Origin of the sequence: Arthrobacter sp. UCD-GKA, assembly GCF_001863355.1 — a bacterium.
Classification (GTDB): Bacteria; Actinomycetota; Actinomycetes; order Actinomycetales; family Micrococcaceae; genus Paeniglutamicibacter.
Window position 1 is genome coordinate 520,494 of the sequence record NZ_MOLR01000004.1, and the last position, 24,554, is coordinate 545,047.

The 24,554-nt window shown below is 64.9% G+C and carries 22 protein-coding genes; 7 read left to right on the forward strand and 15 right to left on the reverse strand.

The genetic code is table 11. The features are described from left to right. Positions 1–29 precede the first annotated feature (29 nt). The 15 genes from BLJ79_RS08710 to BLJ79_RS08780 form a co-directional block, all read right to left on the reverse strand. Positions 30–1,016 carry a Bug family tripartite tricarboxylate transporter substrate binding protein gene (locus BLJ79_RS08710; RefSeq protein WP_071214305.1) on the reverse strand — a complete coding sequence of 329 codons (987 nt, stop codon included), beginning with the start codon at positions 1,014–1,016 and terminating at the stop codon, positions 30–32. A 480-nt stretch (positions 1,017–1,496) separates the two neighbouring features. Further along, complete coding sequence (locus BLJ79_RS08715) at positions 1,497–2,267, reverse strand: SDR family NAD(P)-dependent oxidoreductase (RefSeq protein WP_071214306.1); 771 nt, start codon at positions 2,265–2,267, stop codon at positions 1,497–1,499. Between the two features lie 153 nt (positions 2,268–2,420). Beyond that, the gene (locus BLJ79_RS08720; protein WP_071214307.1) at positions 2,421–4,082 is read right to left on the reverse strand and encodes an FAD-dependent oxidoreductase; all 1,662 of its coding nucleotides are present in this window, start codon (positions 4,080–4,082) and stop codon (positions 2,421–2,423) included. Between the two features lie 41 nt (positions 4,083–4,123). Further along, positions 4,124–5,188 carry an alcohol dehydrogenase catalytic domain-containing protein gene (locus BLJ79_RS08725; protein ID WP_071214308.1) on the reverse strand — a complete coding sequence of 355 codons (1,065 nt, stop codon included), beginning with the start codon at positions 5,186–5,188 and terminating at the stop codon, positions 4,124–4,126. A gap of 32 nt (positions 5,189–5,220) precedes the next feature. Then, a complete protein-coding gene (locus BLJ79_RS08730; protein WP_071214309.1) occupies positions 5,221–5,505 on the reverse strand; it encodes a YciI family protein in 285 nt (94 codons plus the stop codon). 52 nt (positions 5,506–5,557) lie between these two features. Continuing rightward, positions 5,558–7,324, reverse strand: a complete 1,767-nt coding sequence (locus tag BLJ79_RS08735) for an FAD-dependent oxidoreductase (protein WP_071214310.1) — start codon at positions 7,322–7,324, stop codon at positions 5,558–5,560. 55 nt (positions 7,325–7,379) lie between these two features. Continuing rightward, a complete protein-coding gene (locus BLJ79_RS08740) occupies positions 7,380–8,219 on the reverse strand; it encodes an aldo/keto reductase (RefSeq protein ID WP_071214311.1) in 840 nt (279 codons plus the stop codon). Positions 8,220–8,239: 20 nt separating this feature from the next. Beyond that, positions 8,240–9,085, reverse strand: coding sequence for a sugar phosphate isomerase/epimerase family protein (locus BLJ79_RS08745; RefSeq protein WP_083411126.1), 846 nt, complete (start codon positions 9,083–9,085; stop codon positions 8,240–8,242). 45 nt (positions 9,086–9,130) lie between these two features. Continuing rightward, on the reverse strand, positions 9,131–10,285 hold the full coding sequence (locus tag BLJ79_RS08750) for a Gfo/Idh/MocA family protein (RefSeq protein ID WP_071214312.1): 1,155 nt from the start codon (positions 10,283–10,285) through the stop codon (positions 9,131–9,133). Between the two features lie 196 nt (positions 10,286–10,481). Beyond that, a complete protein-coding gene (locus BLJ79_RS08755) occupies positions 10,482–11,864 on the reverse strand; it encodes an MFS transporter (RefSeq protein WP_083411127.1) in 1,383 nt (460 codons plus the stop codon). A gap of 34 nt (positions 11,865–11,898) precedes the next feature. Continuing rightward, entirely contained in the window at positions 11,899–12,699 is an 801-nt protein-coding gene (locus BLJ79_RS08760; protein WP_071214313.1) for an IclR family transcriptional regulator, read from the reverse strand. Positions 12,700–12,753: 54 nt separating this feature from the next. Beyond that, a complete protein-coding gene (locus tag BLJ79_RS08765; protein ID WP_071214314.1) occupies positions 12,754–13,632 on the reverse strand; it encodes a shikimate dehydrogenase in 879 nt (292 codons plus the stop codon). Then, a complete protein-coding gene (locus tag BLJ79_RS08770; RefSeq protein ID WP_071214315.1) occupies positions 13,629–14,978 on the reverse strand; it encodes an MFS transporter in 1,350 nt (449 codons plus the stop codon). The genes BLJ79_RS08765 and BLJ79_RS08770 overlap by 4 nt, the downstream gene beginning before the upstream one ends. A 99-nt stretch (positions 14,979–15,077) precedes the next feature. Next, the gene (locus BLJ79_RS08775) at positions 15,078–15,980 is read right to left on the reverse strand and encodes a LysR family transcriptional regulator (protein ID WP_071214316.1); all 903 of its coding nucleotides are present in this window, start codon (positions 15,978–15,980) and stop codon (positions 15,078–15,080) included. Between the two features lie 18 nt (positions 15,981–15,998). Then, positions 15,999–17,762 carry an FAD-binding protein gene (locus BLJ79_RS08780; protein WP_071214317.1) on the reverse strand — a complete coding sequence of 588 codons (1,764 nt, stop codon included), beginning with the start codon at positions 17,760–17,762 and terminating at the stop codon, positions 15,999–16,001. A 478-nt stretch (positions 17,763–18,240) separates the two neighbouring features. On the opposite strand from BLJ79_RS08780, the gene BLJ79_RS08785 reads away from it, so the two are divergent. The 7 genes from BLJ79_RS08785 (at position 18,241) to BLJ79_RS08810 (ending at position 24,546) form a co-directional block, all read left to right on the forward strand. Then, a complete protein-coding gene (locus tag BLJ79_RS08785) occupies positions 18,241–19,074 on the forward strand; it encodes a DUF1684 domain-containing protein (protein WP_071214318.1) in 834 nt (277 codons plus the stop codon). Between the two features lie 12 nt (positions 19,075–19,086). Beyond that, on the forward strand, positions 19,087–19,389 hold the full coding sequence (locus BLJ79_RS08790; RefSeq protein WP_071214319.1) for an LLM class flavin-dependent oxidoreductase: 303 nt from the start codon (positions 19,087–19,089) through the stop codon (positions 19,387–19,389). Positions 19,390–19,530: 141 nt separating this feature from the next. Then, positions 19,531–19,869, forward strand: coding sequence for a hypothetical protein (locus BLJ79_RS22850; protein ID WP_139194782.1), 339 nt, complete (start codon positions 19,531–19,533; stop codon positions 19,867–19,869). Positions 19,870–20,062: 193 nt separating this feature from the next. Beyond that, the gene (locus BLJ79_RS22355) at positions 20,063–21,142 is read left to right on the forward strand and encodes a LacI family DNA-binding transcriptional regulator (RefSeq protein WP_083411128.1); all 1,080 of its coding nucleotides are present in this window, start codon (positions 20,063–20,065) and stop codon (positions 21,140–21,142) included. 284 nt (positions 21,143–21,426) lie between these two features. Continuing rightward, the gene (argH, locus tag BLJ79_RS08800) at positions 21,427–22,872 is read left to right on the forward strand and encodes an argininosuccinate lyase (RefSeq protein ID WP_071214321.1); all 1,446 of its coding nucleotides are present in this window, start codon (positions 21,427–21,429) and stop codon (positions 22,870–22,872) included. Between the two features lie 94 nt (positions 22,873–22,966). After that, positions 22,967–23,785 carry an amino acid ABC transporter permease gene (locus BLJ79_RS08805; RefSeq protein WP_286135313.1) on the forward strand — a complete coding sequence of 273 codons (819 nt, stop codon included), beginning with the start codon at positions 22,967–22,969 and terminating at the stop codon, positions 23,783–23,785. Beyond that, the gene (locus tag BLJ79_RS08810; RefSeq protein WP_071214323.1) at positions 23,782–24,546 is read left to right on the forward strand and encodes an amino acid ABC transporter ATP-binding protein; all 765 of its coding nucleotides are present in this window, start codon (positions 23,782–23,784) and stop codon (positions 24,544–24,546) included. The genes BLJ79_RS08805 and BLJ79_RS08810 overlap by 4 nt, the downstream gene beginning before the upstream one ends. Positions 24,547–24,554 lie beyond the last annotated feature (8 nt).

The following is a 24,554-nucleotide window of genomic DNA, read 5'->3' on the forward strand; positions in this document are numbered from 1 at the left end:
TTTTAGGTGCCCAGGGACGGGCCAGGGAACTACTTGGTGTTGTTCTTGGCATAGTCGATCCACGGGCCATAGCGCTTGGCCTCGTCCTGGATGAAGGCAGCCATCTCGGTGGAGTCCTTGAAGGTCGGCACCAGGTTCGAGGACTTGATGACCTCCTGGTAGCTGGCGTCGGCGGTGGCCTTCTCCATGGCGTCGGAGAGCTTCTTCACGGCGTCCTCGGGGGTGTCCTTCGGCGCCATGATCCCGACCCAGGAGGCGTTTTGCAGGTCCACGCCGGCTTCCTTGGCGGTGGGCACATCCGAGTTGTCCGGATCACGCTCGTCGGTGAGCATGGCCAGGTAACGCAGGTGGCCGCCGTCGACCTGGACCTTCTGCGAACCGATGGCGTCAATGGAGAAGTCGACCTTGCCGGAGGCCGCTGCGGCGATGGCCGGGGCCGACCCGTCAAACGGAACCGAGGTCAGCTTGATGTCGGCCAACTGCTGCAGGCCGGCTGCCGGGGAGTCCCACACCGAGCCGATGCCCGGGGAGGAGAAGGTCACTTCGCCCGGCTTGGCCTTGGCCGCGGCAATCAGGTCTTCGAGGGTCTTGAACGGGGAATCCACGGGGACGGCGATGGCCCCGGGTCCGGCCAGCCCCTGGCCGATCGGCGCGTAGTTCTCGGGTTTGATGTCGTAGTCCATGAACTGCAAGGTAGCGACCTCGACGCCCATCATGGCCAGGTTGTAGCCGTCCGGTTCCTGCTCGGCCAGCCAGTTGTAGGCCACCGAACCGTTGGCACCCGGCTTGTTTTCCACGATCACGTTGACGCCGAGGTCTTTTTCCAGCAGCGGGGCGATGGTGCGTGCGGTCAGGTCGCCGGAGCCACCGGCAGCCCACGGCACGATCAGGCGGACGTCCTTGGACGGGAAGTCCCCGTCGGCCGTGCCACCGGACTTGGCGTTGGCCGAACAACCGGTGACTGTCAGCAGGCCTGCGGCAATCAGTGCCGCGGAACGGAGGATGGTCTTTTTCATGATGGTTCCCCTGGAATTTTGGTGGCCGGGCAGGTGCCCGACGCGGTGCGAATGTATATGTCCTAGCTGGGTGGGCTGGTGGTGCCGGACGGGTTTCGCCAAGGCTTCCTCGCAGTGCCTGCTCGATCAGTACTTGTGCGTAATGCGCACATATGTACTTAATGCGAACAACCTGTAACGTAGCGTACTGCATGCTGTGATGCAAGCCACTGTAAAAATCCGAACTTCAACGGCAGGCATTCGACCGCATTTTCGCACCGACAACACAGCCGATACTTGTTCAAAGTTCCTCAAAAAACCCCGTTGACAAGGTATTTCAAGCTCCATCACCCGGCATCCGAACCGCTCGACAATTGCCCCGTGCGGAATCCTTCCAGGGTTCGGTCAGCGGACGGACGGCCGTAACACTTGCGCGCTTTGCGCACGCCGGGGTCAGCTGCTTCAGCCAGGCCACGCGCGCCTGTGGTCCACGGGTGGAGGTCAGGCACTGTTGCGGCCCCCGCTGAGATCCAGGGTCTGCCCGGTCATGTAACTGGCTTCGGACGAGAGCAGCCAGGCGGCCAGCGCCGCAAACTCGGTGGGATCGCCTACCCGCCCCATCGGCACGCGTGAGAGCAGTTCGGCATTGCGTTCCGGACTAAGTGCCGCAAGCAGCGGCGTCTGGAACATGGACGGAGCGACGCAGTTGATGGAGATGCCATGGCGGGCATTCTCCTTGGCCGCGGTCTTGCCCAGCGCAATCAGACCCGCCTTGGAAACCGAGTAGGCAGCCATGTTCGGGTTGCCTTCCCGCCCCGCGATCGAGGCGAGCATGACGATCCGTCCGTAACGGGCCTCACGCATCACCGGCAAGACGGCCTGCAACCCGTGGAGGCACCCGGTGAGGTTGATTTCCAAGGTCCGGTTCCATCCGGCCTGGGGCATCTGGTCCACCGGCGTTTCCGGTCCCTGGAGCCCGTGGCAAAACAGGGCCCCGTCGAGCCGGCCGAAACGCCCCAGTATCCCCTCCAGCACCTGCGACCATTGCCCCGGATCCGTGACGTCCAGGCTCTGCGACAGCCCGTCATCCCCCGGAGCCTCGACGGGCGCGACCACGTCGGTGGCCACCACCACTGCGCCCTCCCGGCGCAGCCGTTCCACGGCGGTGGAGCCCAGTCCCCCGCTGGCCCCGGTCACCAGGACCACCCGCTGGGCGAAGCGGCCCGGCCACGGACTAAAATCTGGCGGGGGTGCCAGTATGGGATCATCCATGAGGTTCTCCTTGGTGTGCGATACGAGTGTGGAGTCCCGGAAGATATCCGGGCCTACAGCTTCGCTCATGGCTTGTGGGCCTTGGGCCCAGGCCATCCATGCAGCAGGTATGCGTTCGGCGTAGCACCTCGGTGCCCCCGGGCATCTGCGGAATCATGCGCGAACGACCCCTGCGGCGGCCCGCTTTCGTGCACCCTCGGCGGCGATGTGCCTGCCCGCAGCAAAGGCACGGGTCACCGCCGAGCCGAGGGTTGCCCCGCCACCGGGGTAGTTGTTGCGGAACACGCTCGCGGCAACATTCCCCGCCGCGTAGAGCCCCTCGATCGGCTTGCCGTGCCGGTCCAGGACCTGCCCGTCGTGGTTGGTGGCCAGTCCGCCCGAGGTACCGAGCACACCGGCATGCAACGGCACCGCGTAAAACGGTGCGCGCGCCAGCGGTGCCAGGCAGGGGTTGGGCAGGTTAGACGCATCCCCCAGGTGACGGTCCTGCTCGCTGCTGCCACGGCCAAACTCGGTGTCCACGCCTTGTTCGGCGTCCAGGTTGAAGGTGCGCACCGTTTCGGCCAGGGCGGCGGCATCGATGCCCAGTGCCCGGCCCAGGTCCTCCAGGGACTCGGCGCTGGTCATCCACTCCTCGGGCACCCCGGGAGTGGAACCGGCCACCGGGTACTTTTCGAGGTAGTTGGCATCGAACACGAGCCATGCCGGGTTGTTGGCCTGGTGTGAGGTGTTCGGATCGATGTTGGCGAAGACCCGCGCGGCATCGTGGTAGTTCAGGGCCTCGTTCACGAAGCGGCGCCCGGTGGCGTTGACGGTGATGGATCCCGGCAACGTCATTTCCACGTTGCCCATGCGGCCCGAGGGCCTGGAGTCGTATTGCTGCGCCGGCGGGGTGATCACCGGCACGCCCCAGACCGCTGTCATGTCCCGCACCGTGGCACCGACGGCGAGTCCAAGTTCCAGCCCGTCGCCCTCGTTCGACGGGGCGCCGATAGGTGTGACCGGAAGCGGCAAAAACGCTCGGCGCAGCCGCTCGTTCCATTCGAACCCGCCCGAGGCGATGACCACCGCATCGGCGCGAACCGCAACCGAGCCGTCCACCGTGAGACGCCATCCCGCGTCTCCGCGCACCATGTCGGTCACCGGTGCCTCGAGGGCCAAGACCACTCCCAGGTCCAGGGCGGTGGCAGCCAGGGAGCCCACCAGGGCGCCGCCCATGGTGCGCACCCCCGAGGCGGCTCGTTTGGCGAGCAGCCCCGCGTCGGGGGCCCGCCCGTTGAGGTTGTCGCGCTCGATCATGCTCAGCAGCGGGAAATAGGTTGGCGGGCGCAGCATGGCGCTGAGCCCGGGGTACCCTTCCCCGGAGAACGGCAGGTTGTCCAGGCTTCGACCGCCGTGCGCGGCGCCGTCCCATTCCATGTGGTAGTCCGGCCGTGCCAGCGGCACGAGGTTCACCCGGGTCTGGCCGTCGAGGAACTCGATGGCCTGCGCCGCGGTGTCAACGAACCAGTCGATGTCGGCCTGCTCCACGGCGTGGCCTGCCGCGGCGTGCAGGTAGGCGGCCCCGGCCGCCTTCGAGTCGGCAAATCCGGCTTCGCGGGCCAGGTGGTTGTTCGGTGCCCAGATCACGCCGCCGCCGACGGAACTGGTTCCGCCCAGCAGTGCGGCCTTCTCCAGCACCAGCACGTTGGCCCCCGCGTGGGCGGCACGCACCGCGGCGGTCAGGCCGGCGGCACCGGACCCGATGACCACCACGTCATAGCCGGGCTCCAGCTCGGTGATAGGTGTGGCCGGGGAGGCAAGGGGGGTGTTCATGGTTCGGCGCTTTCGTTCGGTGGGACTCGGGGACGGGGCTCTTAGGAGGCCAGGACGCTGGCGGGCATGTCGATGACGATCTTCCCGACGTTTTGCCCGGGATCCAGCATGGTCTCGAAGGCCTGGCCGAGTTGCTTCAAATCGAAGCTGTGGGTGATCAGCTTGTAGGCGAGGTCGTGGTGCCGGTTGAGCACCTCGAGTGCCTCCGGGATCAGGTTCAGCGAGTTGCGGCTGCCACGGATGTCCAGTTCCTTGAAGGGGACATCTCTCATGGACAGTGCCGCGGTTGCCGTGGAGATCCCGACCTGGACGATGCGTGCCGTGGGCGCGGCCAGGCGGACCGCGTTCTCGAAGGAGACCGGAACGCCCGTGGCCTCGATGACCAGCGACGGGCCCGACAGCGGGCACCAGCTCTCGAGTTCGGCCTGCTGTTCGGGGTTCGGGAATTCGCCGGAGCCGGCCTTCAGCGTGGCCACGGCCCCGAAGGCCCGGGCCAGTTCGAGGCGCGATTCCGAAAGATCCGAGGCGATGACAGTGACCCCGCGCTCGGTCAGGAACAAGGTGGCCAGCAGCCCGATCGGCCCGCACCCCAGCACCAGCGCGGTTTCGCCTTCCACCGGGGTTCCCCGGTTGACGGCCTGCATCGCGATCGAACCGGGCTCCCCGAGGGCGGCCAGCCTCACGGGCATGCCCTCGGGCAGCACATGGAGCTTGCCGACAGGGACGCTGACCACTTCGGCCAGCGCGCCGTCCTCGTAGCAGCCCAGGCAGGAAATTGACTGGCAGACGTTGTAGCGCCCGGCCTTGCAGGGACCGCACTCGTTGCAGTAGACCATGGGGCTGACCGCCACCGGCGCACCCACCGGAAGCTGCTCTGCTCCCGGCACTGCCTGGGTTCCGTGGTCGATGGCCTCGATGATGCCGACGAACTCGTGGCCCTGGACCAGCGGAAGGTCCGTCGGATAGTCGTCGTCCCAGATGTGCAGGTCGGTGCCGCACAGGGCGACGTGCTGGACGCGCACCAGGGCGTGCCCGGGACGCAGCGCGGGCATGTCCTCGTCGCGGAATTCGATGGTCCGGCGCTTGGTGGTGTGTGCTCTGAGCATGGTCTTGTCCTCTCCCGTCCGGGCCGCGGGGCCTAGAGCTTGTCCTTGCCGAAGAAGATGTCCCAGCGACGGATGCCGCGCTCGGTGATCAGCCCGGCCTGGGCGAACGGGTCGGCATCCATCATGGCCAGCGCGTCGGCCTCGTCGGCGGCGCTGATGATCAGCAGGGCGCCGGCGCCGGAGTCGACGGGACCGCTGACCAACAGGCGGCCTGCCTCGAAGCGGTCCTTCAGGAACTCGACGTGGGTGGGGCGGACCTCGTCGCGCCTCGAAGCGGTCTCGTCCGAGTAGGTGTAGCTAATGGCGTAGGTGTTCATGGCGTGGTGCTCCTGGGATGTTGTGTGTTTGGAAATCGGTGGGTGTTGCTAGCTAACGGGTGCGATCCTCGAGCGCGGGGGCCTCGGTGCCGTCGTCTTCATAAGCGGTGGCTCCGGCCATGTCGCGCGCTGCGACGTATCCGAAGGTCAGCGCGGGCCCGAGGTTGATGCCGCCGGCCGGGTAGTGCCCGCCCATGACGCTGGCCTGGTCGTTGCCCGCCGTGTAGAGCCCGGCGATCACGTTCCCGGATTCGTTGAGCACGCGGGCCGCGGCATCCACGTCGATGCCGGCGAAGGTGCCGAAGGATCCGGGCACCACCTTGACCGCGTAGAACGGACCCTTCTCGATCGGGCCGAGCGAGGGGTTGGGGGTGTTTTTCGCGTCCCCGCCGTAGCGGTTGAACGCGCTTTCGCCGCGCCCGAACTCGGGGTCGATGCCCTTGGCCGCGTTGGCGTTGAAGTTGGCGACCGTCGTGGCCAGCTGTGCCGGATCGATGCCGCACTTGGCCGCCAACTCCTCCAAGGTGTTGCCCTTGACCAGGTAGCCGCAGCGCAGGTACGGGGTCAGTGGCACCGGAAGCGGCTTGGCCATGCCCAGCGGGAAGCGACGGACGTAGCGCGAGTCGGCGATCTGCCAGGCCTGCACCGCCTGGCCCTCTCCGGTCGCCTTGATCATGGCATCGACGTAGTCGTAGTAGCCGTTGGCCTCGTTGACGAAGCGCTTGCCGTTGGCCAGCACCCCGATGCTGCCTGGCTTGGCGCGGTCCATGATGTGCGGGAAGGTGCCGGTTTTCCCGTTGGGGTACTTGATCAGAGAGACCGGGCACCATGCGGCAGGGGAGGCCACTTCGGTGTTGAAGCGTGCGCCCACGGCCCGCGCCATGTCCAGGCCCGCACCGTTGGCCTCGGCCGGGGCCAGGGACCAGTGTTCGTTGCCAGTGGGGGTGTGGGGGAAGAGTTCGGCGCGCAGGGCGGCGTTCTGCGGGAAGCCGCCGGTGGCCAGCACCACGCCGCGGCGGGCGGCCAGGGTGTAATCGCCGTTCGGGCCGCTGAGCTTAACCCCGGTGACCCGGCCCGCGTCGTCGGTGAGCAGTTGGTGTGCGGCGGTGGACACGCGGATGTCCACGCCCAGGTCGTCGGCGGACTTCATCAAGCGTGCGGTCAGCGCGGTGCCGTTGACCAGCTGCATGTTCCGGCGGTGCACGGCCAGGTCGAACAGGTGGGTGGTGACGCGCTTGGCCGCATGCAGGATGCCTGGGATGCTTCCCTGGGAGGCGGAGAGGAACTTGGACAGGTCTTCCCCGGCCATGATGCCCATGCCCAGGAAGCTGGTGGCGTAGAGCTGGTGGCGCATCTTGGCCCGCAGCCCGGGCTTGATGTTCCGCGCGTTGTACGGGGCGGGGCCCACCGAGCGGTGTCCGGTGCCGGCTCCGGGGGTGTCCCCATAGATGTCGTTGATCTTCGCGCCGGGGGTGAATTGCAGGGAGGTGCGTTGGTGGAAGAAGCCGACCATGTGCGGCACCGCTTCGAGGAAGGCGTCCACGCGTGCAGCGTTGTAGCGAGCCCCCAGCCGGTGGCGCAGGTAGGTGCGGAATTCCTCCCGGTCCTCGTTGACGCCCGCGGCCTTGGCCAGCGGGTTGCCCGGGGTCCAGGCCCAGCCGCCGGACCAGGAGGTGGCTCCGCCGCATACCTCGGCCTTTTCCACCACGACCACCTTCAGCCCGTGGTAGGCGGCGGTCACCGCGGCGGACAGTCCGCCGGCGCCGGATCCGACGACAACGACATCGACCTCGGATGCTTGGATGGGAGTGGTGCTCATGGTGGGTGTTTCCGTTCAGTTCAAAAAGGGAGGGAGGGAAGGTGAAGTCCCGGGCCTAATGGCCGTATTCGTCGGAGTCCAGGCGCGGTCCGGCCCCGGTGTCCAGGGCGTCGATCCCCGCGCGTTCGGCGGGAGTGAGACTGAAGTCGAAGACCTCGCGGTTCTCGCGCTGGCGTGCGTCGCTGGCCGACTTCGGCACCGCAAGGCGGCCGGCGTCAAGGTGCCAGCGCAGCACGATTTGGGCCGGGGTCTTGGAGTGTGCGGTTGCCGGGCCGGTGATGGCAGGATCAAGAAGGAAATCCCCGGCGCGGCCCAGCGGGCTGTAGGCCGCAGTGGCAATGCCGCGTGCCGCGTTGGCCTCCAGCAAGGGTTTCTGCAGGTGCTGCGGGTCAACCTGGATCTGGTTGATGGCCGGTTTCAGCCCCGCGGCCAGCACCTCGTCCAGGTGGGTGGCCTTGAAGTTGGACACGCCCCAGGCGCGCAGGCGTCCGGCGTTCACCAGGTCCTGCAGGCCGCGGCAGGCCTCGACGTAGCCGCCGAGTTGCGGGTTGGGCCAATGGACCAAAAACAGGTCCAGGTAGTCCAGGCCCATGCGCTTCAGCGCCGCATCGTAGCTCTGGATGGCGCCGGCGCGGGAGTGGCCCGGCAGGCTGAGCTTGCTGGTGACCCAGAGCTGTTCGCGGGCCATGCCGCTGCGGCGAATGCCTTCGCCGACGGCGTCCTCGTTGCCGTACTTCTGCGCGGTGTCGAGGTGGCGGTAGCCGTTGGCGATGCCGCGGGCGACGCTGTCGGCGGCTTCCTCGCCGAGCAGCGGCCAGGTCCCCAGACCGAGCATGGGGGCCCGCACGCCGGGAGCAATCTCCAGATCCGCTGCCGCGGTGTTGGTGGTGTTCATGGTGTTGGCCTCTCGAGACTTCACTTGGACTGCGGGAGCAGGGCCGCGGCCCGCAGCGCATTGGCGGCTGCCACGACGGAATCGGCTCCGGCCTTGAGCGTGTTGGCCCAGCCCTGTTCGCCGAGGCGTGCGAGCGTGGAGTCCGAAGGGGCCTCGACGCTCAATGGGAGATCGGCCGGGAGGGCCGCGACCATCTCGGCGAGGCGGAAGTCACCGTCGCCCGGGACCCCGCGCTCGGAGCGCGATTCATGGACCAGGCCGTCACGGTCCGCCGGGGCCACGGCCGGGCCGTCGCAGAGCTGTAGCATCGGGATCAGCCCGGCGTGTTCAAGCAGCTGCTCGTCGGTGGTGCCGACCCGGCTCAGGTGCAGGGTGTCGCCCACGAGCTTGCAGCCGGTGTCCCGGGCCAGGTTCGCCGCCAGGGGCAGCGAGTTGACGCTTTGGTAGGAGATGACCTCCAGGGTCGGGACGATGCCGAAGTCGTCACCGTCGCGGACCATCTGCCCGAGGATTTCGGCCAGCTTGTCGTGGTCGGTGAGCGCGGCGGCGACCGTGAGGCTGTTTGCGCCCAGCGCCTGGCCTGCTTCCATCATTGCCCGCCAGGCGGTGCGCTGGTCGGTGCCGTCGAGCAGCAGGAATTCGATGTCCATGATCCCGACCCCGGTGTCCTTCACGGCACGCAGCGTTTCGGCGAGCATCGCCGAACCCGGCTGCAGGTCGTAGGCGCGTTCGGTGGCGGTGACCGGGCGGACCCGGGCGCCGATGAAATCGAAGCCCGCGGCGGCGGCGATGCGCACCAATTGCGGCGGGGCGGTGCCCACCAGGGAAAGCTGGGCCAGGCCGATCTGCTGGGTTGTGCTTGTCATGTTCTCGCTCAAATCATGGGGGTGGGAAACGAATGGGGCCGGGGCCTAGGCGACCGGGGTGATGGAATCGAGCCGGGCCACGACAGCATCGGGGGCCGTGGGGACATTGGTCGGGAATGGTGCGAAGCGCACCGGCTCCCCGGTGCGTGCCGACTTGTAGATCGCCAGCAGGATGCGCAACGCGTTGGTGGCGTCTTGCCCGGTGACGGCCGGGTCGTGCGAGTGGGTCACGGCGTGGACGAACTCCGCGATCTGTTCGCGGTGGTGCGGGATCAGCGCGGCGTTGATGCCGGCCAGCCCGACGTTGGCGACGGCGTCGGCCGGGTGCGCCGGGGTGCTGGCCACCGTGTCGCCCGCGGCCATGATGGTCAGGCGCCCGTCGCTGCCCTCGGGGAATTCACTCAGCTCCGCGGTGGCTCCGGTGGCACCGGTGATGCGGATCTGCACCCCGAGTGCCGGGTTTGCGGCGGTGGAGGCGGTCAGCGTGGCGATCGCCCCGCTGGTGAACCTCAGCACCGCGGAGGCCGAATCCTCGACTTCGATGTTCGCTGCGTGCTTGAAGGTGTTGATCGCCCCGTAGACTTCGGCGACAGGGCCCATGTACCACTGCAGTAGGTCGATGTAGTGGATGGCCTGGGTCATCAGCACCCCGCCGCCGTCATTCGCCCAGGTGCCGCGCCAGGCGTCGGCTGAGTAGTATTCCGGTTCGCGGTGCAGCAGCACCGAGACCTGGCCCATGACCGGTGCGCCGAGCGTGCCGTCGTCGATGGCCTCGCGCAGGGCGCGGGCCGCGGGCCAGAAGCGGCGCTGGAAGAGCACACCGAGTTTGACCCCGGCGGTCGCACAGGCATTGGCCATGCGTTCCGCCGAGGCAACATCCACGGCAATCGGCTTTTCGCACAAGACATTCACGCCCGCAGCCGCGGCGGCCAGGACCACTTCCTCGTGGGTCGGGTGCGGGGTGCAGACCGAGACGATGTCCAGGCCCAGCGCCAGCAAGGCGTCGACCGAGTCCACCGCGTGGGCGAGGTTCCAAGACTTGGCGGTGGCCTGCGCGCGGGTGATGTCGACGTCGCAGACCCCGATGACCTCCACATTCCCGAGGGAGGTGAAGGCCTCGAGGTGGTTGCGGCTGATGTTGCCGCATCCCACGATGCCCACGCGCAAGCGCGGGGTGGATGCGGTGGTGGATCCGGACATGGTCCAGGCCTTTCTGTTGGGGTCTGTCGGGTGCTTCGCGGTTGCCCGCCGTGCATGGATTCAACTCTAGGAAGTGGCGCAGGACACGTGGTCAGGTTGCCTGTTGAATGGGAAGCACGTTCGAAAACATCGATTCCACTTGCACATTTACTGGTTGCCTCGCCATCCGGCGAGGGGTTGGCGGGCCAGGGTGACGCTAGTTGGCGCGTGCCCAGCTGCCGGTGCCCAGCTCCTCGATCGGGGTGAACGCGGTTTCCCGGGCGGTCATCACGAAGATCGCGGAGACCAGCGCGCAGCTGACGGCGAAGATTGCCACCGGCAGCCAGCCATATTCGCCCGGACCGGTCAGCAGGGTGGCCACGGCCGGGGCGAAGCCGGTGAGGACCAGGCCGAACTGGTTGCCGATGGCCATGCCCGAGTAGCGCACGGGGGCGGCGAACATCTCCGGGAAAAACACCGTCCACACGCCGTTCCAGGCCGAGTAGAAGACCGACATGTTCAGCAGGCCGAAGACGAAGATCAAGACGATGTTCTGCTCGCCGATGGCCCAGAAATAACCGAAGATGGTCACGGAGCAGCCCAGCATTCCAATGAGCAGCACCGGCTTGCGCCCGAAGCGGTCCGAAAGGTGGCCGGCCAGCGGGATGGTGAAGATCGACAGCCCGACTGTCACCGCGCTGATGACCAGCATGGTGGTGCGGTCGATGCCGACCTGCGGGCCGGTGGCATAGGCCAGGGCGTAGACGGTGAAAATGGTTTGCATGACGGCGTACATGGTGATGAACACGATGCGCAGCACGTCGCGCCACTGGGTGCGCAGCACGATGAGGGCCGGGGCCTTCTGCTTGGCACCGGTGCTCTCCGCCTTGACCTCTTCCTCGAAGACCGGGGTCTCATCCAAGTGGGTCCGGACCCAGTAGGCCACGGCCAGCACGACCACCGAGAGCAGGAACGGGATCCGCCAGCCCCAGCTCATCAGCTGGTCCTCGGGAAGCGCGGCGATGGGGATGAAAACCAGGGTCGAGAGCACCATTCCGGAGGCATATCCGGTCATCACGAACGAGGTGTAGAAGCCGCGCTTGCCTTCCGGGGAGTGCTCCACGGTCAGCGTGGAGGCGCCAGCGGCCTCCGCTCCGGCCGAGAAGCCCTGGGCCAGCCGGCCCAGGATCAGCAGGCCGGTGGCCCACCAGCCGAGCTGTTCGTATGTGGGCAGCAGCCCGATGCCCAGGGAGGCGACGCCCATGATCAGCAGCGTGATCATCAGTGCCTGCTTGCGTCCCACGCGGTCCCCCACGTGGCTCATCACGATGCCGCCCAGCGGCCGGGCCAGGTAGCCGACGCCGAAGGTGGCCATCGATCCCAGCAGCGCGACCGCCGGGTCGGCATCCGGGAAGAAGAGCTTGTTGAAGACCAGTGCCGCGGCGGTGCCGTAGATGAAGAAGTCGTAGTACTCGAGGGTCGATCCCAGGAAGGCCGCCAGGGCGGCCTTGCGCGGGCTGCGCAACGGTTCCGGTGCCACAACCTCATCGCTGGCGCGATCCGGGACGTGGACGGCGGGGTCATTCTGCGTGCGGGGCATGGGAGCCCTCCTGAGGAACGTAGGAAAAGTGCCGCTACCTGCCCCGGGGAAGCCAGCTGCGCGACCCGTAGGGACGCTGTTCGGCACCCATGGAGCGCGAGAGCGAACGCCCGGCGGCCACCAGCACCGGGATGATCAGGTTGGGGTCTTCCTCGAGAAGCGGGGTGACCACGGTGATCGCCCCGATGATCTCGTTGCCCATGCCGAACACCGGCACGGAGTAGGCGGCGTTCTCCTTGACCAGGACTCCGGCCAGCCGGGAAAAGCCTCGTTCGCGGATCTGTGCCAGGTGCGCCCGGACGCGGCCCGGGTTGGTCTCCGTGTGCGGGGTCGACTGCGCCAACGTGCCGGCCAGGAGCTCGTCCTGGATCCGGTGCGGCGCATGCGCCACCATGCACAACCCGGCGGAGGTCGAGTGCATGTCCAACCGCCCCGCGACCTCGGCAAGGTTGACCGCGGCACCCAGCTTGTCCAGGCGCTCCAGGTAGAGCACCGTGAAGTCCTCGAAGCTGGGGATGGACAGCGAGACGTGTTGCCGAACCGCCTCATGGATGCCCTCGAGCACCGGCAGGCCGCGGCGGCGGAATTCCTCCACCGGGTTGGAACGGGCGGCCAGCTCCCACATTTTCACCCCGATGCCGAAGCGGCCCTCTTCGTCGCGGTCCAGGAAGCCGGCAGCCAGCAACTCGCCGGCCAGCCGGTGGGTGGTGCTGGTGGGCAGATCGGTGGCGCGGGAGAGCTCGCTCATCGTCAATGCCGGGGTGGAGCGCTCAAAGGCACTGAGCAGCTTCACGATCCGGTCGACGACCGATTCCCCGGAACGGGAATTCGCCATGATCCCTCCATTTCCCTAGTGACCACCAAAGACCAGTCTACAAACGTGCAGCCGTTACGGTTTCGCCGAGGCCAGCAGGCCCGCAAGCCGCTCGCGCATCCTCTCCCGCCGCGGCGAACGGCCGGTGACCAGCTCGAAGGTGTCGGCGGCCTGCTCGACGAGCATGGCGGTGCCGTGAACCACCGGTGAGCCAAGGTCCGCCGCCGCGGCGAGAAGACCGGTCACCACAGGCCGGTAGATGACATCGGCCACCCACTGCGATCCGGTCAGCCACGAGAGGTCAAACGGGGTCCCGGGGATGTGCTCCATCCCGATCGGGGTTGCGTTCACGACCCCTTGCGCCTCGCCCACCCAGGCCTCGGCCATGTCGGTGCCCGCGATCTCGACGGTCGCGGCGCTGCCCTCGGGCAAGCTGCGCACCAGCAGCCGGTGCAGCTGCTCCCGCCGCCCATGGTCGGTGTCGATGATCCGCAGCCGGCCCACGCCGTAATCCAGCAGCGCGGCGGCGACGGCCGAGCCCGCCCCGCCGGCCCCGAAGAGCACCACCGTTTGGCGTGCGGTGCTCTCGGGCAGGCTGCGGCGCAGCCCGGCCAGGAACCCCGTCCTGTCGGTGTTGTGGCCCACCAACCGGCCGTTCTCGATCACCACGGTGTTGACCGCGCCCAGGGCTGCGGCGTCCGGGGCGACGGCGTCCAGGAACGGGATGATCGCCTGCTTGTGCGGGTGGGTGATGTTGAAACCGGTGAACCCGTCGGCGATGGCGGTTGCCAGCACCCGGCCGAGGTCAGGCTCCGGGATCCCTGCCAGGTCGATGGCCTCGTAGCTGAAGCCGGCCAGGCCCAGCGCGGCGGCCTCCGCCTGGTGGATCTCCGGGGACAGCGAGGTTCCCAGATCGTTGCCGATCAGCCCGACGCGGTGCGTGCGGACGCTCACTTGTTCCCTAGCGCACTGCGTTCGGCGCTGGTCATGCCCAGCTGTGCGGTGGGGATCTTGTAGGTCTCCGGTCCTGTGGCGAAGGCAATCGCCGAGAGCACCGAGAATCCTGCGCACATGATGGCCACCGGCATCCAGTTGGAGGTGTCGCCGGCCGTCATCATGGTGCCGATGGCCGGGGTGAAGCCCGAGACCAGCAGGCCCAGCATCAGGCCGATGGCCATGCCGGAGTAGCGGACGGTGGCGGGGAACTGTTCCGGGAAGGATGCCATGTAGGAACCGTTCGGCGCGGCATACAGCCCGCCCATGAGGATGATCGAGGAAATGAAGATCAGTGCCACGTTGCCGGTGCCGATGGCGTTGAAAAAGACGAAGATCATGGCCCCGGCACCCAGGACGCCGCCGATGAAGACGGGTTTGCGCCCGATCTTGTCGGCCAGGTGTCCATAGAGCGGTTGGGTCAGCACTGCGGCGAAGTTTGCGGCGGCAATCGCGGCGAGCATGGTGGTGCGTTCGATGCCGTTGTGCTCCACGGCGAAGGCCAGGGCGAAGACGTTGACGATGGTGTTGATCATCGCGAAGGTCGAGGAGAACATGACCCGGACAACGGCGGTCCAATGGTTCTTGAAGAGCTCGACGAAGGGGATCTTGGCAACTTCGTGGGCTTCCTTGGCCTCCTCGAAGACCTCCGGCTCTTCAAGGTGGCGGCGGATCCAGAACGCGAAGAAGGTCAGGAAGATGCTGATCCAGAACGGGATGCGCCAGCCCCAGCTCCACAGCTGCTCGTCGGGCATCGAGGCGACCGGGATGAAGACCAGGGTCGCCAGCACGATGCCGAACATGATCCCGCTCATGGTGAAGCTGGCGAAGAACGACCGGCGGTCGTCCGGCGCGTGCTCCATGGACAGGGACGCGGCGCCCGGGGACTCGCCGCCGGCGGACAGGCCCTGGAAGAGGCGCAGGAGCACCAACAGGATCGGGGCGAAGATGCCGATCTGGTTGTAGCTTGGCAGGCAACCGATCAGGAAGGTGGACACGCCCATGAGCACCAGCACCGCCATCAGCGTGTTTTTCCGGCCGAACTTGTCGCCCAGGTGACCCCAGATGACCGCTCCCAGCGGGCGGGCGACGTACGCGACGCCAAGGGTGGAAATGGAAAGCAGGACCGCGTTCGCTCCATCCGCCGGGAAGAAGACGTGGGAGAAAACCAGGGCGGCGGCGGAGCCGTAGATGAAGAAGTCGTAGTACTCAAGTGTGCTGCCCAGGAATCCTGAGAGCGCTGCGCGTCGAGCCTGCGGCCCGGCCTTGGGCCGGGCAACTCGGGCGGTGGGGGTCGTGGTGTTCATGATGATCCTTTCTCTCCTCCGATGGAGGAACTTCATCAAGTGTGACCCCACGCACTTATTGTGTCCACGACCTAATTACACATAGACAATGTGTGAAAACTACACAATCATTTCCGGTGATGGGAGCACCTTCTCGCTCAGTTCAAGGAAGGCCTCGCGGGCCAGGGACCCCGGTCTGGTCGACCAGGCCAGCCCGTGGTTCATGTAGTGGGGGACACCGCTCAGCGGAACGTACACGGCTCCGGGCGGCACGAAGGCGGCGATGCCCTCGGGCAGCAAGGCGACGCCAATGCCTGCGGCCACCAGCATCATGATCATGTAGGGATCACTGACCTCCTGGGCCACCTGCGGATAGAATCCGGCATCGGCGCAGGCCCTGATGGTGGACTCATGCAGGGCCGAACCCGCAGCCAATGGCGGCGTGATGAATTGGTCGTCCGCAAGGTCGGTCAGGTCCACGGCGGCCCCCGAAACCAGCGGATGGTCGGTTGGGAGCACCACCCCGAAGGCCTCCTGGGCCAGCAACCTGGAATTGATCCGGGTCGAGTCCACCGGCAGCCCGACAAAGGCAAGGTCAAGGGCCCCGGAATCCAGTTGGTGCACTGCATCCTGGGTCATCACCCGCCCCACCAGGGTGAGTTCGATGTCCGGGTACGTCTTGCGCAGGGCGCGGGTCAGGGGCGGCAGGGAGAGGTGGTTGAGCACCCCGGTGAACCCGAGGGCCAGGCTTCCGTATACCCGTCCCTCGGGCACCTTGACGGCCTGTGCCGCGATGCGCAATTGCTCAAGGACTTCGCGGGCATGCGGAAGCAAGGCATGCCCCGCAGTGGTCAGCTCCACGGAGCGGGTACTGCGCACAAAGAGCTCGGCACCCAGTGAGCGTTCGAGCTTGCGAATGGTCTGGCTCAGGGGCGACTGGGCCATGCGAAGCCGCACTGCCGCGTTGCCGAAGTGCAATTCCTCGGCAACCGCGATAAAGGCTTCCAACCACCGAATTTCCATGTCGACCTCCGCGCGTTCCTACTTGGCCTTGAGCTTCTCCAGACTACCCGCAGCACGGTCGCCGTCTGCCGCGTGGCGAGCGGCGGCCCAGCCGAAGGCCATGCCGGCGCCCACCTGGACCCCGGCCCCGGGATATTCCGATCCCATGACCGAGGCGGCGTCGTTTCCGGCGGCGTAGAGCCCGGCGACCGGCTCGCCCTCCGCATTCAGCGCCTGCCCGTTTGCGTTGGTTTCGACGCCGAAGGAGGTGGCCAGCGGGGTCGGCACCACGGCCATCGCATAGAACGGGCCCTTGGCCACCGGGCCGATGTTCGGGTTCGGGCCATGGGCGGGATCCCCGGCCACCTGGCCGAAGAGCAGCTCGCCCTTGTGGAAGTCCTCGTCAACGCCCGTGGCGGCAAAGCCGTTGTAGCGCTGCACCGTGGCTTCAAGGCCCGCGGCGTCCACGCCGATCTGCCGGGCCAAATCGCCCAGGGTTGGGGCCTCGTAGAGGTAACCGTCATTGATGTAGCGCCGCAGGGCGGCACGGGGCAGGTGCGGCATGGTGATCATGCCCAGCCCGTACTTGGCCAGGGTGCGCGAGTCGACGACCAACCAGGCCGGCACGGCCTCGGCTTCCGGGGACCCGAACATGGCGCGCACGAAGCGGTGGTAGGAGACGGACTCGTCCACGAAACGCTTGCCGGCGGCTCCCACGGCGATGACGCCGGGCTTGGCCCGGTCCCAGATGTGCGGGAAGACCACCTCGGAACCGTCCGCGCGTCGGCCGATGGAGCTGGGGAACCACAGCGCATTTTCCCCGTCATCCCGCCCCAGCGCGGCGCCGGCCTTCTCGGCGAGCGCCAGGGTGTCGCCCGTGGCGCCTTCCCCGGCCCTCGAGTAGCGCGGGGTGGGCTTGGGCATCAGCTTTTCGCGCAGTGCCGGATTGTGGGAGAAGCCTCCCGCCGCCAGCACCACGCCCTGGCGGGCGCGGATGCGCAGAGTCTTGCCGTTGTGCACGACCACGGCCCCGACGACGGTTCCGGCCTCGGTGAGCAGCTCTGTGGTGTGGGCCCCAAAGAGGAATTGCGCACCGCGGTTCCTGGATTCGTGGAAAAGCCGGGCCACCAGCCCGTTGCCCATGACCAGCCGAGTGCCGCGAGGGCGGGTCAGCCGGTCGAGGGCCCATTGGAACCCGAGCTTGGCGGCCAGCATCACGGCCTTGCCGCGCTCGGCCAGCGAGCCGGTGTAGAGCTTGAGCAACGCGGCGACGTCGGGGCGGCGCAGCATCAGCGTCCCGCCCATGAGCGCAAACTCCGGCACCGGGGGGCGAACGCGGCGGAAGTCGGAGGCGCTCAGTTGACGTCCGTCGAACGGCTCTGGTTCCAGAGCCCGACCGGTCTGCCCGGTTTCGGGAATCTCCGAGTGGTAGTCGACCACTGCCGGGGAGCGCAGGAACCTGACCCCGAGGTCGTGCATCTCGTCAAGCATCTTGGGTGCGGCGTCCAGGTAGGCCATGCGGCTCTCACGCGGGGCCTTGTCCCCCACCACGGCATCGAGGTAGCGCACGGCCCGCGCGTGGTCGTCCAGGTTTCCGTCTTCGCGCTGGTAGCGGTTGTTGGGCACCCAGCAGGTGCCGGCCGAATAGGCTGTGGTTCCGCCGAGGTATTCGGTCTTTTCCAGCGCCAAGACCCTCGAGCCTTGCGCCGCGGCGGTCAACGTCGCCGAAAGCCCTGCCGCTCCGGTCCCAAGGACCAGGAGATCTACTTCCTGGTCCCACTTGCTGTCCGGATTCTGGTTCATGGCTCTCCTTCAAGGCACAGGTGCTGTGCGCCACTAGCTTTGTCCCCCCATTATGGGACGCGCATCTATGTAGTGTCTATGACAAATTCCGTCATTGTTTATGTGTCTTGGCGTCCGTATTGCCTGAGCTGACAATACTTTCCGGGTTACTCCGGTGATCCGCCATTTCCCAGTACCCAGCAGCAACGTCCCGACACCGGATCCCCGCTACGTAATATTTCGCCTGTCGTCCCTGGAAAACCGGACCCCTCTGGGCTGTATATGTCTTTGGGTAAAGCATCATGACCCTCCGAGTCCCGGGCGCTCGACGGCACTTCTTCACAGTGCAACGATGTCCATGGATCACCGCCCTGCACCACCGGTGAACGACCGCCCAATTTGCACACCCCATGCCCCGTTCCTTCCGTTTCCGAAGCGGCCCGGTTCGCGGCACAAACGGAGGATCCTCCCATGACAGCACCGACGTTTGCCCCCCATCATGCCGGATGAAGCTGATGCCGCCGGTGAAGGTGATGCCGCCGGATTTGCCGCGGACTCGCGCAGCTGGCACCAACACCGCCTGCAGTCGCTGTCGGCGCCCTTCGGGTTCCTTGCCGTCACCGCCCTGCACTGGGTCACCGGCGAAGCCACGCGCTTCGAGGGCCTGCCGGGACAGTGGTGGGTCCACGACGACTGGCTATATGTGGACCTGGCCCAGGGCGAGACCCTACTCTTCAGCGGCGCCACGGTCACCGGCGTGCAAAGGCTTGGCAGCATCGCCGAACGCGAAGGCTTTGACGTGGGCCACGGCGAAACCATCATCGAGGCAGCCAAGCGTGGAGGCAGGTACATCCTGCGCCCCCGGCACCCGCAGAACCCACTGCTACAGGACTTCAAGGGCGTCCCGACCTATGCACCGGATGCGCGGTGGCGCGTGAGCGGTACGTTCCGCCGTTTCGCCGAACCCCGCCCGACACGGGTTGGCGCGGCGGTTGAGGGCATCGAGCATGTCTACCAGGCTCCCGGCGAGGTCGCCTTCGAACTCGACGGTGCCACCCACGTCCTCACCGCCTTTAACGGGCACGCGGGCGGATCGCTGAACGTGTTGTTCACCGATGCCACTTCGGGCAAGACCACCTATGCCGCCAACCGCTCGTTGCATGTTGGGGCGCCGGGTCCCGACGGCAGCGTTGTCCTGGACTTCAACCGGGCGGTGAACCTGCCCTGCGCGTTCAGCGACCTGGCCACCTGCCCGCTGCCGCCGGCGGAGAACCGATTGAAGGTCGCCATTGAGGCCGGGGAAAAGATCCCCTTCGAGCGCTCCGCCACGTAGCAACAACCAGCTATGGACGCCACCACCCGGAAATATGCAGCCTTCATACTCATCGGCAACTCCCCGGATCCATTCACTGGCCACCAGCTCAGCACCATCCAGCGGTCAAAAGCCGCGGTCCCCGGTGCGGCACGGGCAGAGGAATATGGCTTTGACGCCTACGGGATCGGCGAGCGCCATGCCCAGCGCTTCCTGACATCGCCCCTGCGGTGTTGGCGACCATCACCCCAGGCCAGCCCGCGGCTCCGGTTGCTCACCACTGTCACGGTGTTGTCCCTGCGGCATCCGGTGTACGTGTTCTGGGCCTGGGCGTGAGCGTGAGCGTACGCAACTTTGGCACCTCTGACTGATGGCTGACTGAAGATCACCATCGACGTCGGAAACGACCCGCAGCAGAGCGCGCTACTCGGCTAAGAGTCGGACAGACAATTGAAACGGAAGCGGGAAGAATACGAGTTGCTGCGTCTGTTGCTGCGCGAGGAAAACATCGCGAGGGAGAGAAAGTACCGCGCGGCAGTGGTCAACACAACCACACGGTCGCGGCCGCTTCAATCACCGCTTCTGAACGGGCACGGTTCCGCTTCATCGACCGAGCCCACGGGACTATCCGCAAAATGGAAAGGCCCGATGCTCTCGGCCGATCGCGTCCATCCGAAGCGTAACTATGCAGATCTGGTAGAGCACAACCGGAAGAGCTGGGTGCATCATGTCGATGACCGCAAAGATGCGACCGTGGGCGCAGGATCTGGCTGCAAGTTCGTGGCCAGCTCAGCGACAAACAGAATCAAGAACTAGTGACAGTCCGCTCTTCATCCGCACGCAACTTGCCCGATACCGATAAGCATCGACTTCTACAGAATAGTGGTCACCTCAATGGGGAAAGCAAAAGCATAGATGGGAACCCACTCTGAGTGAAGACCTAATACGCTCTCTAACTTCACAATGGGTAAGCTTGCAGAACTAGTGTTGATGGTCGCAGGAAGTAGAAATGAATTCGATTCCGCTCGGCAAAGCTTCGCTCATGGACGTCGCCCGGATGGCGGGCGTGTCGCGTTCGACAGCAGCTCGGGCACTCGGCGGGTACGGTTCCGTCAATGCGAAACTTCGCCTTAGCGTCATGGAAGCCGCCGAAACCTTGGGATACCGCCCCAACGAGTTGGCTCGAAGCGTCAGTTCGGGGCGCTCGAACACGATTGGGGTCGTGGTAAGCGACATAGAGAACCCCTATTTCGCCCAAGCCGTTCAAGGAATCTCTTCTGCCGCAAAACGCCTTGGGTACGAAGTCATCTTGTCTAGTACCGGCGAGAAAGTCGATGCAGAACGAGATGCCATCGACGTGTTCCTAAGGAAGCGCGTCGATGGCCTGATCATTGCTGCTTCTTCGAGGCCCCATACAACACATCTTCTTGAAGTCGTCCGGATGGGCAGGCCGCTTGTTCTGCTGGACCGTCGTCCCGACAACGTTCCAGCAGACTGGGTCGGGACAGACAACTACCTGGATGCCTGCACAGCTACACAACATCTCATCGACAACGGCCACAGGCACGTCGCTTATTTGGCAGGAACACGCAAGACCCCTGCTGAGCTTGAAGCGGGATACCCCTTGCCTATTTCCACCATCGCAGAGAAAGCCCGGGGAATACGGGATACGGCGATCTCGGCTGGGATTGACTACGAGTTCTTGCCGGGAGCGCTCTCACCGGAAGAGGTTCGCTCCGTCGTCCGTGACACGCTACGGCGCCCCAATCGACCGACGGCATTGATCGCCTCATACAATCGCATCGCTTTTCCTGCATTCAAGGCCATTCGCGAATTTGGAATCAAGATGCCCCAGGACCTTTCTCTTGTCAGCCTCGATGATGCTGAATGGATGCAGGTTAGCGATCCACCCGTCACTGCGGTGGCCCAACCTGCTCATGAGCTTGGTGCGTTGGCTGCGGAGATTCTCGTATTGCGCGCGACGGGTGTCGGTCCTGAAGACACAGACCATCGCCTGCCCTCGACGTTCATTCTCCGAGGATCTGTCGCCTCTCCGGCCACGTCACATTCGCGCCCGTTTCATCAGTAAACTCCTGGTGAGCGAACGATAAGGAACTGTCACACACCTGTTTCCAGAACACCGATTGACAAAATCTATTGACACAAGACACCGGTCTCCGTCACTCTGGTGTGACGCAAGACACCGGTCTCCCGAATCAGTCGACACTTCTGACTACGAGCATTTCGGAGCCCCGCCCACCCCTTGGGAGTCGCGCAGGATAATCTTCGATCCCATCTTGTCGCGACTCATGTTTACCTATAGGCAACATTGGTATACATCCAAATCGGATTCCACCCCGAATAGAGGTTTTCGTGACTACCACTACCAACAACAACCTGTGGGGTGGCCGCTTTGACGGCACACCCAGTCCTGAGCTCACCCGCTTCTCCCGTTCTGATCCCCGCTATTTCGCAATGGCGCCCTATGACCTTTTAGGCTCTCGGGCGCATGTGAGGGAACTGCATCGCAGTGGGATTCTAGATGCCAATGAATTGGACCGTTTCCTCGAATCCTTGGACGCGATCGAGTCCGATGTCGCAACAGGTACTGAACAGCCGACACCTACCGATGAAGACGTACATACATTCCTTGAGCGTCTGCTGATTGAACGCATGGGGCCGGATGGCGGGAAGATTCGCGCTGGAAGATCCCGAAACGACCAAGCCGCTAACGACTTGCGTCTCTACATGCGTGACAAGGTCCGCACGATCACTTCGCAACTGATCATGGTGATCGATGCCCTCACCCTACAAGCTGATCAGCACCTTGAAACCCCCGCTCCCGGGTTCACCCATCTGCAGTCAGCACAGCCAGTGGTGTTCGCCCACCAGCTCCTTGCACACGCACAGCCGCTACTCCGAAATTTGGGTCGTTTCCAGGACTGGGACCACCGGGCTGCTGTTTCACCGCTCGGCGCGGCCGCGCTGGCCGGCTCGACATTTGCACTGCATCCAGAGATATCAGCTCTCGAAATGGGCTACCGGGAGAGCGCCGAGAACTCAATTGACGCAGTGGGTAGCCGGGATGCGGCAATCGAGTTCCTGTTTGTGTGCTCCCTCACGCTTATTGATCTCTCAAGACTTTGTGAAGAGATCATCAGCTGGGCGTCCCAGCAATTCGGTTGGATCCGCATGAACGACTCCTACTGCACAGGAAGTTCGATCATGCCTCAGAAAAAGAATCCGGACATTGCCGAGCTCGCTCGCGGCAAGGCGGGGCGTATTCTGGGGGATCTCATGGGTCTGATGGCGGCCGTAAAATCACTCCCCTTGGCCTACAACCGCGATCTGGCTGAAGACAAGAACGCCATATTCGATGCCGTGGAAACCCTCGACGTGACGCTACCGGCGTTGGCTGGGTTGGTGGCAACATTCACCGTGAACAACGACGAATTGGCACGCCAAGCAGAAGCAGGATTCACTCTGGCTACCGAGGTCGCGGATTGGTTGGCTGTCAGGGGAGTACCCTTCAGCGAAGCTCATGACGTTTCTGGTGCGCTCGTACGATTCTGCGAATCGAAGGGTTTTGGTTTCGACGCCCTGAGCGACGATCAGCTCGCCTCCGTTGATGTACGCCTCACTCCGGATATCCGTGCTGTTCTCACCCTAAGTGCTGCCTTGGAGGCCCGTTCCGGTTTCGGCGGCACTGCGCCAGCCAGAGTTGCTGAACAACTGCAGCGGCTCAGGAACAATCTCGAGCCCATCCGCGTTTGGGCTACTGCGCCCAGCCGGTCAGATGGGGTCACATCTGATGTCTAATACGACTGCGACAAGAAAAAGTAGCGAGGTCCCAGTCACGGATCTGCGCATTGTCCCCCGCCGGCATCCGGGTCGCTGGATCGGGGCCGGATGTGTGACCGTCTTCTTGGTTTGGCTGACCGTTTCCTTTGCTCAGGCCCAGCTTGATTGGGCAACGGTCCGAGAGCACCTTACTGCGGATGCCATCATGAAGGGCATCATTGTCGCTCTGGTCCTCACAGTTGTGGCCATGTTCATCGGGCTTGTACTCGGCGTGCTGACCGCAGTCATGCGCCTGTCCAAGAATCCTGTCGTCCACGGTGTCGCGTGGCTCTACGTCTGGGTATTCCGCGGAACTCCGGTCTACCTACAGCTACTGATGTGGTTCAACCTCGCCCTGATATTTCCGGTCGTCGGCATCCCCGGCATTTATCAAGGGCGGATGAGCGATGTCCTAACCCCATTCGTAGCGGCATCTATTGGGCTTGGCCTGAACCAGGGTGCATACACATCTGAAGTCGTCCGAAGCGGCATCCTCTCCGTCGACGAGGGCCAGACCGAAGCAGCCCAGGCGATCGGCATGACCCGGCTCCAGGCAATGCGCCGCGTCGTGCTGCCCCAGGCCATGCGGGTAATCATCCCTCCGGTGGGCAACGAGGTCATTGGAATGCTCAAGACCACTTCACTCGCTTCGGCCATCGGCGTCAACGAAGTGCTCCTTGCCGCCCAACACGTCTATTTCGTCAACAATCGGATCATGGAACTGCTGATCGTGAGCGCGGTCTGGTACCTCGGAGCCGTCTCCATGTTGAACATCGGTCAGTTCTATCTGGAACGCTACTTCGCCAAGGGATCAAGCAGTAAACAGCTGCCTCTCACGCCACTCCAGTCTCTGCGAAAGTTCTTCGGGCACAACAGGAAGGCCCTAACATGACAAACATTTTGGTCAGAGCCGAACAAGTCCACAAAAGCTTTGGGACGCTGGATGTCCTCAAAGGAATCGATTTGGAAGTTGCGCGAGGAGAGGTCGTTTGTCTTCTCGGAGCGTCCGGTTCCGGGAAGAGCACGTTCCTTCGATGTATCAACCACCTGGAAACAGTCTCCCAAGGCAGGATCTGGTTTGGCGATGAAGTAGTCGGCTACCACCAGGTGGAAGATCGCCTGTATGAGCTCAATGACAAAGCCGCTGCCCGGCAGCGCAGCAGGATTGGGATGGTCTTCCAACGCTTCAATCTTTTCCCCCACCGAACCGTGCTTGAGAACATCATCGAGGGACCGGTGCTCGTGAAGAAGGAGAAACCGTCCGAAGCTAAGAAATATGCGCTCCAGCTGTTGGAGCGAGTGGGCTTGGCCGGTCGCGATAGTTCCTATCCCAAGCAGCTGTCCGGTGGTCAGCAACAACGAGTGGCCATCGCGAGGGCGCTGGCAATGCGACCGGACCTTATGTTATTCGACGAGCCGACGTCCGCACTGGACCCCGAACTTGTCGGCGAAGTCCTCGATGTGATGAAGGATCTGGCTAGCTCCGGTCTGACCATGGTCGTGGTGACCCATGAAATTGGGTTCGCTCGCGAAGTAGCTGACAGGGTGGCTTTCGTACACGACGGACGCATCGTCGAGATCGGCCCCCCTCACGAAGTACTCGACAACCCCAAGAACGAAAAGACCCGGGCGTTTCTCTCCCGGGTTCTCTAACCACTAAC